Source organism: Thioclava nitratireducens, assembly GCF_001940525.2.
GTDB lineage: Bacteria > Pseudomonadota > Alphaproteobacteria > Rhodobacterales > Rhodobacteraceae > Thioclava > Thioclava nitratireducens.
On sequence record NZ_CP019437.1, the window covers coordinates 2,467,962 to 2,480,585 of the forward strand.

Here is a 12,624-nt window from a genome sequence, read left to right on the forward strand (position 1 = left end):
CGCAAAGACCTGCCTCAGGCGTCGGCCACGACCTCGGCGCGCTGCTGGCCCAGCCCTTCGATCTCCAGCTCCACCACATCGCCCGGACGCAGGAAGCGCGGGGTCTCCATCCCCATTGCGACGCCCGGAGGGGTCCCGGTCGAGATCACGTCGCCCGGATGCAGCGTCATGAATTGCGAGAGGTAGCTGACCAGCTTCTTCACGCCGAAGACCATCGTCTCGGTCGAGCCGTTCTGCATCACTTCGCCGTTCACGCTCAGCTTCATCGCCAGCTTCTGCGGATCGGCCACCGCGTCGCGCGTCACCAGATACGGTCCGAGCGGGCCGAAGCTGTCGCAGCTCTTGCCCTTGGTCCACTGGCCCGAGCGGTCCTTCTGGTAGCTGCGCTCGGACACGTCGTTGGCGAGCACGTAGCCCGCGACGTAATCCATCGCATCCTCTTCCGAGACGTATTTCGCAGGTTTGCCGATGACGATGCCCAGCTCGACTTCCCAGTCGGTCTGCTCGGCGCCGCGCGGAATCACGATCGGATCGTTCGGGCCCTGGATCGCGGAAGTGGCCTTCATGAAGATCAGCGGCTCCGGCGGCACTGTCGCGCCCGATTCCGCAGCGTGGTCGGCATAGTTCAGCCCGATGCAGATCATCTTCCCGATGCCCGCGATCGGCGCGCCCAGACGCGTGCCTTCGGGCACGGCGGGCAACTCGGACACGTCCAGCGAGCCGATCGCCGCCAACCCGTCATCCGAGAGCACCGCACCCCCGATATCGGCGACCTGGCCCGACAGGTCGCGGATCACACCCTGACCGTCCATCAGCCCCGGTTTTTCGGCTCCGATAAGCCCGTGACGCAGAAGTTTCATGTAATGTCCTCCATAATTTGGCGGCATCAAGCCTGTGCGGCGACGAAGATGCAAGAGTGTCAGGTGACATGCAGGATGAAAATCCCGAGCAGAACCAGAAGCGCGATCACCAGCGCAAACAGCACCAGCTCGGGCCAGTTGGTTCCTTGGCTGTCCGGGGCCTTGCCGCTTTCGATCGCGGCGCGCAGCATCCGCATGCGCACGAAGGCGAGGATCACCACGACCCCGCCGCTCAGCACCATCGCCAGATCGGACCATTGCGGAAGATCCGTCCGGGTCAACTTCGCCGCGGTGAGCCCGACCCCGACGATCGCGACGGCCGTGCGGAGCCACGCGAGGAAGGTCCGCTCGTTGGCGGCGTGATCCTTGAAGTTCTCGTTCACGGCCACTCTCGAGCCTGCCTTTCCATCGCATCTCGCGCGATCCGCTGCGACACTCCACGCAAGGCGGCGCGCACCGCGCGCTCCTGTATCGGAATCGCATCTGCGGCCCGATCGGTTCCCCTATCCCCGGAAGCGGTCTGCCGCCCTGCCCCTTGGGGAACCCCGCCCCGCTTTCAACTCATCTCACGGCAATCGTGAGCCGCGGATCACGAGATCGTTGCCCCGATCAGCGCTGCGGGAGCGCCTCGCGAGCGTCCCGCCAGCGGATTTCCGCCCGAAAAACAAGGCCCGGCTGGCGCGTGCGCTTTCCGCCGAGGAAAGCTCTCCGCGCGGCTCGTTCAACCAAGATCATCATCGCGTGAGGAGAGGTGGTCGCGCCCCCGTGACTGCATCATTCTGGGCGCTCGCGAACATCCGGCGCCCGCGCCACATGGTCGTGATCGTCCCTCGGCGGGCGTCGGTGCGCCCGACATCTGCATACATCTGAATGTTTGGAACAGATCACTCCGCCATGCATTGTTCGTGAAAACAACGTGAACAAGAACCGACCGACCGGGCTAAAGGGAGAATGGAACAGTGACGAGCATCCACGCGTCGCACCGGCTCGGCCCGGGTCAAACCTGACACCGGAGCCAGCCAATGCAAATCACCGAAACGCTCGGCCTGCTGCTCGCCCTCAGCTTCGTCATCTCGCTACTGGCGTTGACGATCCTGATCTGGGCGATCGCGAACAAGCAGGTCCACACGCCAGACGCCGACGATGCGCGGACCATCTTCGAGCCCGGCGAGGGCGCGGATACCGACGCGCCGAACGACCCTCACCACTTCAACGCGGCGCGCGCCGGTATCGACGCGAGTTCCTCCAGCGTCGTGATGTGGCTCATCGCGGCGGCGGTGTTCTGGCTGATCTACGGCTCGCTGCACGGGCTGGCCGCCTCGCTGGAACTGCACCTGCCCGATCTGATGTCGGGAACTGCGCAGATGACCTTCGGGCGGATGCGCACGGTGCACCTGAACTCGGTCGCCTATGGCTGGGCGAGCCAGGGCGGCCTCGCCGCCGTCTGCTGGATCCTCCCGCGTATCTTCCGCACCGAACTGCGCATGACGGGCCTTCTGAAGACCGGGATCGTGCTTTGGAATATCGGCCTCGCCGCAGGCGTGTTCGCCATCGCGAACGGCTGGACCGACGGGCTCGAATGGCTCGAGATCCCGTGGCAGATCGACATCGTCCTCGCAGCCGGCGCGGCCTGTTTCGTGGCCCCGCTGATCGCGACCGCGAAGCACCGCAACGTCCATCACATCTACGTCTCCGGCTGGTATTTCCTCGCCGCGGTGCTCTGGTTCCCGGTGCTGTTCGTCATCGCCAACATTCCCGGCGTCCATCACGGGGTCGAGCAGGCCACGATGAACTGGTGGTACGCCCATAACGTGCTGGGCCTCTGGTTGACGCCGCTGGGCGTGGGCGCGGCCTATTACTTCATCCCGAAGATCATCGGCAAACCGGTCTATTCCTACGCGCTCTCGCTGGTTGGCTTCTGGGCGCTGGCGCTGTTCTACAGCCAGGTCGGCATCCACCACCTGATCGGCGGCCCGGTCCCGACCTGGCTGGTGACGCTCTCGGTCGTCCATTCGGTGATGATGTTCGTTCCCGTGATCGCGGTTGCGATCAACCAGCACGTCACGGTGGCGGCCAATCTCTGGGCGCTCAAGGAGTCGATCCCGCTGCGCTTCATCTCCTTCGGGGCGGTGATGTACACGCTGGCCTCGTTCCAGGGCTCGATCGAGGCGCTGCGCTCGGTCAACACGATCACCCACTTCACCCATTACACGGTGGCGCACGCGCATCTGGGCGCCTATGCCTTCGTGTCGCTGGTGCTGATGGGCGTGATCTATCAGGTCGTGCCGCGTGCGACCGGGAAATACTGGCCTTTCCCGCGGATGATCGCATGGCATTTCTGGCTGAACGTGATCGGCTTCGCGATCTACTTCTTCTCGCTGACAATCGGCGGCGTGCTGCAGGGCCTTGCCCAGCTCGATGCGACGAAGCCCTTCGCCGACAGCGTGACCCTGCTCAAGCCCTATCTCGAAGGCCGTTCGCTCGGCGGCGGACTGATGACGCTGGGCCATGTGCTGCTGGTGATCAACCTCATCGCGATCGGCTTCGCCAAGAAGACCCGTGAGACCGAAACCGAAAACATGGTGGCTGCAGAATGAACCGCTATCTTCCTCTCGCAATCACGGCGCTGGCGATCCTCGCGCTCGCGACCCTGTTCCTGGTGATCGCGCCGGGCATGCAGATCAGCGCACAGGGACCGACGTCGGGGCTCAAGCCTTACACCGAGGCCGAGGCGCGCGGCCGTGAGGTCTATGTCTCGCTGGGCTGCCTATACTGCCACTCGCAGCAGCCGCGTTCGCTGGCACAGGCCCCCGATGCCGAACGCGGCTGGGGCCGGGCCTCGGTCGCGGGCGACTACGCCTATGACGCCCCTCACCAGCTGGGCACGATGCGCACCGGGCCGGACCTGATGGATATCGGCGACCGCATGCCCTCTCAGGCATGGCAGCTGACCCATCTCTATCAGCCCCGCGCGATCTCCAGCTGGTCGATCATGCCCGCCTATCCCTACCTCTTCACGCATAAGGACAAAGCCGGGCCTGACGATGTGGTGGTCAAGCTGCCCGCGAAATACGCGCCCAAATCCGGTGTGATCGTGGCCAAGCAGGATGCGCTCGACCTCGTGAAGTATCTGCAAGGCATGACACGCCAATACGCTCCGCCGAAGGACGGTCTGCGCGACAACGGCTACGCGCTGATCGCCGAGAAGCAACGCGAAGCGACCGATGCCACCAAGGCCTCGAACTGAGACGACGGAGACAAGAATGACCGACAAGAAACCCGATCCCCGGCGTCCCGACGAGACTTTCGAGCCGTTCGAGGCCACCCGCCGCATCCCGTGGCCCGTCTATTCGATCGCGATCGCGCTCGCGATCTGGGGGGTGATCATGCTGGTCCAGACCAGCACCGCCGTCCAGGTCGCGGACAAGGCGCAAACCGAAGCGGCCAAGCAAGAGCCCACGAAACTCGCGCAGGCCGCCGCGCCCGATCTCGACGCGGGCAAGACGCTGTTCGCGGACAATTGCGCGACCTGCCATGGCGATGCCGGTGAAGGCGTCACCGGCGCCTTCCCCCCGCTGCACGGCTCTGACATCGTGAAGCTGGGCGGCGCAAAGGCGGTGACCCAGATCGTGATGCGCGGCATCGGTGGCAAGCTCAACGTCAATGGCGAGAGCTACGAGGGCGAGATGCCCGCCTTCGGCTCTGTTCTCAGCGACACCGAAATCTCCGAAGTCGCATCCTATGTGGCCACCGGGCTCAATGACGACGCCAAGACCATCAGCGCCCCGGAGGTCGCCGATATCCGCAAGGTGGCGGGCGACATGGACCCGCTCGATGGCGGCGCAGGCCTCGCAGGGCTGATCAACAACCTGCCCGCGCAGCCGGAATCCGCAGCTGCCGAGAAAGGCCCCGGGTCCGAGCGCGTCGCGCAGCTCGTCAGTCAGGGCTCGGGCACGGTCTGGGCCTGCGCAAGCTGTCACGGCGACAAGGGCGAAGGCACCGAGACCGTGCCGCGGCTGGCGGGCCTTCCGGCGCCCTATCTGGCCAAGCAGTTGCACGACTTCCAGAAAGGCACCCGGCCCAACGACTCGATGGCCTATGTGGCCAAGGGTCTGAGCGATCAGGAAATCGTAGAACTGGCGAACTACTACGCCACGATGACCAGCCCCTCGGGCGCGAAGCCTTCTCTGGAAGGCGATCTCAAGCGCGGCGCACAGCTTGCCAAGGAAGGCGACTGGTCGATCGGCGTTCCGGCTTGCTTCACCTGCCACGGGCCCTCGGGCGTCGGCGTCGCGCCGAATTTTCCCGGGATCGCCGCGCAGCAGCCGGCCTATGTCGCGCATCAACTCGCGATGTGGGCAGGCGGCGCGCGCCATAACTCGCCGCTCGGCCTGATGGCGGGGATCGGCAAGGCGCTGAACGATGCGGATCGGCGCGCGGTGGCCGATTACCTCGCCTCGCTCGCCCCGATGCCGGCGATGGACAAAACCGAACTGGCCGCGATGGAAAGCAACATCCCGGTGCGTGAAGGAGTGGATCAATGAGTAACAAGCACCCGTCCGACATCCCTCCGCGCGGAGAGACCGACCCCTCCCGCGGCAAGACGGCCCTGCGCGCGATCCTCGCGGTAGGCGGTGGCCTCGCACTGGTCGTGCTGGGCTCGCTGCTGGTAAATTTCGGCCTCGCACCCAGCTGGTTGACCGGCGCCACGCGTGACCAGAGCGAAGCCGAGGCCGCCGCGCAGCAAAGCGGCGGCGACACGCAACACGCGAAGCTTTTCACCCCGCCTGCGGAGAGCACCATTCCCGACGACGATTTCGGCAAGTCGGTCCGCCGAGGCTTGGCGATTTTCAACGATACCGGCACCAACGCGCATGACTTCGTCGGAAACGATCTGTCCTGCTCGAACTGCCACCTCGACGCGGGCCGTCAGGCCTTCTCCGCGCCGATGTGGGCCGCCTACCCGGTCTATCCGAAATATCGCGGCAAGAACAAAATGGTGAATACCATGGAGGACCGCATCAAGGGCTGCTTCACCTATTCGATGAACGCGCAAGGTTCGCCCTCGGGGGGACCGCCGCCCTATGGCTCGGATGTCTATCGCGATCTGCAGGCCTATTTCTTCTGGATGTCCAAGGGTCTGCCCACGGGCGAGAAACCGGAAGGCGCAGGCTTCGGCAAGATCGACAAGCCCGCGAAAGAGCCCTCGCGCCAGCGCGGCGAAGCGGTCTTCGCCCAGAACTGCGCGGTCTGCCACGGCGCCGACGGTCAGGGTCAGAAGGACATCAATGGCAAGGTCGTCTTCCCGCCGCTCTGGGGGCCGAACAGCTTCAACTGGGGCGCGGGCATGCACAAGATCAACGCCGCCGCCGCCTTCATCAAGCATAACATGCCGCTTTCGGAGCCGAACAAACTGACCGTGCAGGAAGCCTGGGACGTGGCCGCCTTCGTCGACAGCCATCCGCGCCCGAACGACCCGCGGCAGATCGGCGACGTGACGGTGAAGGACGCCGTCGACAAATGGCACCACAACCATCAGGGCTTCTACGGCAAAGAGGTCGACGGCAAGCTGATGGGTCCGGGATATCCCTCCAGCGATCAGGCCTCGGCGCCTGCGCAAAACGAAAGTTCGGGAGGCTAAGCCTTTCCATTAGACCTCCTAGAACGGGCCGGCGCAGCAATGCGCCGGTCTTTTCCTTTTGAGCCCTTCCCGCGGCGGCCCGCGCTTGCCTTTGGCGATCTGCGCTGCAATATGTCTGATGAAACATATCGAAGGAGGCCCCATGTCCCTGCCCCGCATCCTCGCCCTTGCGCTTACGACGGCGAGCCTCGCGCTACCCGCCCGCGCAGAGGAGGTCACGATCTTCGCCGCCGCGTCGATGAAGACCGCGCTCGATCAGGTGGCCAAAGCGTGGGAGACGAAGACCGGCGACGTGGCGCATATTTCCTTCGCCGGGTCCGGTGCGCTGGCCCGCCAGATCGCCGCCGGAGCACCGGCCGATATCTACATCTCCGCAAATCCCGGCTGGATGGAGACGGTCGCGAAGACGGGCCGCATCAAGGTGCAGGAGGATCTGCTGGCCAACCACCTTGTGCTGATCGCCCATGATCCAGAAGCGAAACCTGTGACGATTTCTCGCGATCTCGATTTCGACGCGCTTCTGAATGGCGGCAAGCTGGCCATGTCGCTGGTGAACGCGGTGCCCGCCGGGCAATACGGCAAGGCGGCGCTGGAGCATTACGGGCTCTGGTCCAAGGTCGAGCCCGAAGTCGCGCAGGCCGATAACGTGCGCGCGACACTTGCGATGGTGGCGCTTGGCGCAGCACCCTACGGGATCACCTATGCGACCGACGCCGTGGCCGAGCCGCGCGTGCATGTCGTGGCGACCTTCCCCGAAGACAGCCACCCACCGATCCGCTACCCAGCCGCCCGCCTCACCGATAGCGACGCGGCGAAAAGCTTCTATGCCGAGCTGAAATCCGACGCCGCCGCGAAGATCTTCCACGAGCAAGGCTTCGAGACACTGAAATGAGCTGGCTGTCGTCCTCCGACTGGCAAGCAGTCTTTCTCTCGCTGAAAGTGGCAGGCTGGGCGACGTTGCTGTCATTGCCGCCCGGGCTGTTCGTCGCCTATGCGCTGGCCCGCTGGCGCTTTCCGGGGCGCAGCCTCGTCAACGGGCTGGTGCATCTGCCGCTGATCCTGCCGCCGGTCGTCACTGGCTACCTGCTGCTGATAGGCTTCGCGCCGAACGGGGTGATCGGGGCGGCGCTGGCGAAGATCGGGGTCACGGTCGCCTTCTCGTGGCGCGGCGCGGCACTGGCCGCCGGGATCATGGCCTTTCCGCTGATGGTGCGCGCGATCCGGCTCGCGATCGAGGCGGTGGACCCGAAGCTGGAACAGGCGGCCTCCACCCTCGGGGCCTCGCGCATCGCCAGTTTCGCAACGATCACCCTGCCCCTGATCCTGCCCGGCATCCTTGCGGGCGCGATCACCGCCTTCGCCAAGGCGATGGGCGAATTCGGCGCGACGATTACCTTCGTCTCGAACATCCCCGGCCAGACACAGACCCTGCCGCTCGCGATCTACTCGCAATTGCAGGTGCCGGGCGGCGAGGTCGAGGCCGCGCGGCTGGTGGTGATCTCGGTCACGCTGGCGCTTGGCGCGCTGTTGGTCTCGGAGTGGCTGGCGCGACGGATCGCGGCGCGGATCGCGGGACAGAACTGATGCTGGAAATCTCGCTCAGCCATCGCCTGCCGGCGCTCGATCTCGACGTAGATTTCACAGCGCCCGAAGGCGTGACCGCGCTGTTCGGCCCGTCCGGCGCGGGCAAGACGACCGTGGTGAACGCGGTCGCGGGGCTGCTGCGGCCCGACCGGGGGCGGATCGTCGTCAATGGAGAGGTGCTGCTCGAGACCGAGGCCGGGATCTGCCTGCCGCCCCACAAGCGCCGCATCGGCTATGTCTTCCAGGACGCCCGGTTGTTCCCGCATCTGAGCGTCAGATCGAACCTACTCTACGGGCAGCGTTTCAACAAAACCAAGACCGCGCCGGAGTTCGACCACATCATCGATATGCTCGGCCTCGGCGCGCTGCTGGAGCGCCGTCCCGCCGCGCTCTCGGGCGGTGAGAAAAGCCGCGTCGCGCTTGGTCGCGCGATCCTGTCGAACCCGCGGATGCTGCTGATGGACGAGCCACTCGCCGCGCTGGACGCTGCGCGAAAATCGGAAATCCTTCCCTATATCGAGAGGTTACGGGACGAAGTTAAACTTCCCATCCTCTATGTCAGCCACGCACCGGCCGAGGTCGCGCGCCTCGCCACATCCATCGCGCTGATCGAGGCCGGCCGGCTGCGCGGCTTCGGCCCCGCGCGCGAGATTCTGTCCGATCCGACACTCGCCCCCGCGCTCGGGCAGCGCGAAGCGGGGGCGGTGATTTCGGGACGTGTCATGGCGCAGGAAGCCGACGGCCTGACCCGGATCGAAACCGCAGGCGGGCCGGTGCTGTTGCCCTATTGGGAAGGTCAGCCCGGCCAATCACTGCGGCTGCGCATCCATGCGGGGGACGTGACTCTTGCGGTTGCGCGGCCCGAAGGCCTCTCCGCGCTCAACATCCTGCCGGTGACGGTCACGGAGCTGCGTCCTGCGGCTCCTCCCAGCGTCTATGCCCGCCTGAAGATGGGCGACGAGCATCTGCTGGCCCGGCTCACCACCCGCTCGGTCGCGGCGCTTGGCCTGACCGAGGGGGAGAGGTGCCACGCGATCATCAAGGCGATGTCGGTGGCCTCCGAGGATGTGGGCTAGCAGGCCAGCGGGGCTTACCCCGCCAGCAGCGCCGCGTTGCCGCCCGCCGCGGTGGTGTCGACGCAGAGATGCCGCTCGTGGAGGACATCGGCCTTCTGCACCGCGCCGGTGGTCAGCGTCAGGATCGGGCCCTCGCGCTTTGCAAGCGCTTTGACGAGGGCGCGCGTATCGTGGCCCCACCAGATGGCGCCCGCGATATCCTCAAGCGTTTCAAGCACTTCCGGGGCGATCTTGCCATCGGCACCGACGGCCACACCGCCCAGCTTCTCGACTTCCTTGATCTGCGCGACCTGCGCGGCTTCACCCGGCCCGAGGCACAGGATCGGCCCGCGCGAATAGCGACGCAGCGTGTTAGCCTCGCCCGTCGGGCCCGGCAGTTCCAGCGCCTCGAGCGGCCCCGCCGCCTCGGCCTTCGCCGCCGCTTTCGCAAGCTTTTTGCGCAGCGTGTCGAGATCGGCCTTGTGGCCCCATTCGCCGTTTTTCGACGACGCCTCAGGCGCCATCGCGAAGCGGGTCAGGTAAAGCGGTCCACCCGCTTTCGGCCCCGTGCCCGACAGACCTTCGCCCCCGAAGGGCTGCGAGCCCACGACCGCGCCGATCTGGTTGCGGTTGACGTAAAGGTTGCCGACATGCAGCGCGTCCGAGACCTCCTGCACGCGGTTGTCGATCCGGCTGTGCAGACCGGCGGTCAGCCCGTAGCCGGTGGCGTTGATCGCGTCGAACACCTTCTCGATATCCTCTGCGCGATAGGTCGCGATATGCAGAACCGGGCCGAAGACCTCACGCTCCAGCGCCTCGATGCCGGAGATTTTCACCAGCGTCGGCGCGATGAAATGGCCCTTCGACGGCGCGTCGAGCTTGTGCAGCACGCGGCCCTCTTTCTCGGCATTCGCGATATAGGCGGCGATGTCTTCCTGAGCTTCGCCGTCGATCACCGGGCCGACATCGGTCGACAGATACCACGGATCGCCCAGCGACAGCTCGTCCATCGCGCCCTTGATCATTGAAATCAGGTTCTCGGCCACGTCTTCCTGCACATAGAGGCAGCGCAGCGCCGAGCAGCGCTGACCCGCCGACTGGAAGGCCGAGGCGATGATGTCTCGCGTCGCCTGTTCGGGCAGCGCGGTCGAATCCACGATCATCGCGTTCAGACCGCCGGTTTCCGCGATCAGCGGCGCGGTCGGATCGAGATTGTCGGCCATCGCGCGGCGGATCATCTTCGCCGTCTCGGTCGAGCCGGTGAAGGCGATGCCCGCGATCTTCGGGTTGGACGACAGGGCTGCGCCCACCGTCTCGCCCTGACCCGGCAGCAGTTGCAGCACGTCGCGCGGCACACCCGCCTCATGCATCAGGCGCACGGCGATGGCGGCGACGAGCGGCGTCTGCTCGGCCGGTTTCGCGATCACGCCATTACCGGCAGCCAGCGCCGCCGAAATCTGCCCGGTGAAAATCGCCAGCGGGAAGTTCCACGGGCTGATCGCCGCGAAGATGCCGCGCGCCGTCGGGTCGCTCTCTTCGGCCTGCGCCGAATAATAATGCAGGAAGTCGACCGCCTCGCGCAATTCGCCCACGGCGTCGAGCTGGCTCTTGCCCGCCTCTTTCGCGAGCACCGCGAAGAAGGGGCCGAAGTTTTCCTCGTAAAGCTCCGCCACGCGACGCAGAACGGCGGCACGCTCAGCGACCGGGGCAGCCCACGGACGCGCAGCGTCGATGGCGGCCGCGACACAGGCCTCGTCGGCCTCCGTGACCTTGGCCACCTCTTCGCCGGTCGAGGGGTTGATGACGGCCACGGCTTGCCCCGTCGCCTCGCCCGCCACCAGCGGACCCGCATCCGGGATCGCCACATTGCGGGCGGCGTCGATGCGCGCAAGCGTGCCCTCGTCGGTCAGATCGAAGCCCATGGAATTCTCGCGGGACTCGGCGAACACCTCCGAGGGAAGCTTGAGCATCGCCGAACGCTCGGCCGTCTCGAGTTGCACGAACGGGTCTTCCGCGATGGTCTCGGGCGCCACGTCCTCATCGACGATCTGGTGCACGAAGGAAGAGTTCGCGCCGTTCTCCAGCAGGCGACGCACCAGATAGGCCAGCAGGTCGCGATGCGCGCCGACGGGGGCGTAGATGCGGCAGCGGGTGCCCTCTTCGCGGTGGACGATCTCGTGCAGACGCTCGCCCATGCCATGAAGGCGCTGGAACTCGTAGGGACGGCCCTCGGCCATCTCGAGGATCGCCGCGACCGAATGGGCATTGTGGGTCGCGAATTGCGGATAGATGCGGTCGGTGTAGCTGAACAGCTTGCGCGCATTGGCAAGGTAGCTGACATCGGTCGCAGCCTTCGTGGTGAACAGCGGGAAGTCCGGCAGGCCTTCGACCTGCGCGAGCTTCATCTCGGTGTCCCAATAGGCGCCTTTCACCAGACGCACCATGATCTTGCGGTCGAGCTTTTCCGCCAGAGCGCCCAGCCAGTCGATCACGAGGCTCGCGCGTTTGCCGTAAGCCTGCACGACCACGCCGAACCCGTCCCAGCCGGCAAGCTCGGGGTCGGACAGAACCTCCTTGATGATCTTGAGCGAGATCACCAGACGGTCCTGCTCCTCGGCGTCGATGTTGAGGCCCATATTCCCGGCCTTCGCGGCCTTCGCCAGATCCTTGAGCACCGGCACGATCTCGGCCATGGCGCGCTCTTCCTTGGCGACCTCGTAGCGCGGATGCAGCGCCGAGAGTTTCACCGAGATGCCGGGATTTTCGGCCACAGGGCGGTCCTTGCAGACCTTCGTGATGGCGGCGATGGCGTCGGCGTAATCCTTCGCGTAGCGCTTGGCGTCGCGCGCGGTGCGAGCGGCCTCGCCCAGCATGTCGTAGCTGTAGGTGTAGCCGCGATCTTCGAGCTTCTTGGCTCGGCTCAGCGCGTCCTTGATCGTCTCGCCAAGGACAAACTGGCGGCCCATCTCCTTCATCGCGCGGCTGACGGCGGCCCGGATCACCGGCTCGCCCAGACGGCGCACGGCCCCGCGCAACACGCCTGCCATGCCGGGCTTTTCGTCTTCGAGCACGCGGCCCGTCAGCATCAGCGCCCAGGTCGAGGCGTTGACCATCGAGGACGACGCGGTGCCCATGTGCTTGCCCCAGTCCGACGGTGCGATCTTGTCTTCGATCAGCGCGTCGATCGTCTCGGCATCGGGCACGCGCAGCATCGCCTCGGCGAGGCACATCAGCGCCACGCCTTCCTGCGTGGACAGGCCATATTCCGCGAGGAAATGCTCCATCAGCGTCGGTTTGGCTTCGGTCCGGATACGGCGCACGAGCTTTGCCGCGCGGGCGGAGATCTGCTTGCGATCACTCTCGCTCAGTTCGGCCTGGCCCTTTAGCCGCTCCAGAAGCGCGGCTTCTTCGGCGAATTTCGCCTGTGTCGTGAACTGATCGAACGTGTCGCCCATGCGATCCTCCCTTGAGTCTGATTGTCCGA

Annotated in this window: 10 protein-coding genes; 7 read left to right on the plus strand and 3 right to left on the minus strand. The window is 65.7% G+C overall.

Annotation, left to right across the window (positions count from 1 at the left end; translation table 11 throughout):
- Nucleotides 1-14 precede the first annotated feature (14 nt).
- Together BMG03_RS11765 and BMG03_RS11770 are read right to left on the minus strand one after the other, a co-directional pair.
- Nucleotides 15-860: a fumarylacetoacetate hydrolase family protein gene (locus BMG03_RS11765; protein WP_075774974.1), complete on the minus strand. Its 846-nt coding sequence runs from the start codon at nucleotides 858-860 to the stop codon at nucleotides 15-17.
- Nucleotides 861-919: 59 nt separating this feature from the next.
- Entirely contained in the window at nucleotides 920-1,243 is a 324-nt protein-coding gene (locus tag BMG03_RS11770) for a YidH family protein (RefSeq protein ID WP_075775131.1), read from the minus strand.
- Nucleotides 1,244-1,882: 639 nt separating this feature from the next.
- On the opposite strand from BMG03_RS11770, the gene BMG03_RS11775 reads away from it, so the two are divergent.
- From BMG03_RS11775 to modC, 7 genes are all read left to right on the plus strand, one after another.
- Complete coding sequence (locus BMG03_RS11775; RefSeq protein WP_244270943.1) at nucleotides 1,883-3,457, plus strand: cbb3-type cytochrome c oxidase subunit I; 1,575 nt, start codon at nucleotides 1,883-1,885, stop codon at nucleotides 3,455-3,457.
- Nucleotides 3,454-4,107, plus strand: a complete 654-nt coding sequence (locus BMG03_RS11780) for a cbb3-type cytochrome c oxidase subunit II (RefSeq protein WP_075774975.1) — start codon at nucleotides 3,454-3,456, stop codon at nucleotides 4,105-4,107. Before BMG03_RS11775 ends, BMG03_RS11780 begins: the two co-directional genes overlap by 4 nt.
- Nucleotides 4,108-4,123: 16 nt before the next feature.
- Entirely contained in the window at nucleotides 4,124-5,404 is a 1,281-nt protein-coding gene (locus BMG03_RS11785) for a c-type cytochrome (RefSeq protein ID WP_167733395.1), read from the plus strand.
- Nucleotides 5,401-6,501, plus strand: a complete 1,101-nt coding sequence (locus tag BMG03_RS11790; protein WP_077701241.1) for a c-type cytochrome — start codon at nucleotides 5,401-5,403, stop codon at nucleotides 6,499-6,501. Before BMG03_RS11785 ends, BMG03_RS11790 begins: the two co-directional genes overlap by 4 nt.
- A 142-nt stretch (nucleotides 6,502-6,643) precedes the next feature.
- Nucleotides 6,644-7,393, plus strand: a complete 750-nt coding sequence (gene modA / locus BMG03_RS11795) for a molybdate ABC transporter substrate-binding protein (protein WP_099049362.1) — start codon at nucleotides 6,644-6,646, stop codon at nucleotides 7,391-7,393.
- A complete protein-coding gene (modB, locus tag BMG03_RS11800; RefSeq protein WP_075774976.1) occupies nucleotides 7,390-8,085 on the plus strand; it encodes a molybdate ABC transporter permease subunit in 696 nt (231 codons plus the stop codon). The genes modA and modB overlap by 4 nt, the downstream gene beginning before the upstream one ends.
- On the plus strand, nucleotides 8,082-9,161 hold the full coding sequence (gene modC / locus BMG03_RS11805; protein ID WP_075775135.1) for a molybdenum ABC transporter ATP-binding protein: 1,080 nt from the start codon (nucleotides 8,082-8,084) through the stop codon (nucleotides 9,159-9,161). Before modB ends, modC begins: the two co-directional genes overlap by 4 nt.
- Nucleotides 9,162-9,175: 14 nt before the next feature.
- On the opposite strand, the gene putA is transcribed toward modC, so the two are convergent.
- On the minus strand, nucleotides 9,176-12,595 hold the full coding sequence (gene putA / locus BMG03_RS11810) for a bifunctional proline dehydrogenase/L-glutamate gamma-semialdehyde dehydrogenase PutA (RefSeq protein ID WP_075774977.1): 3,420 nt from the start codon (nucleotides 12,593-12,595) through the stop codon (nucleotides 9,176-9,178).
- Nucleotides 12,596-12,624: the final 29 nt, after the last annotated feature.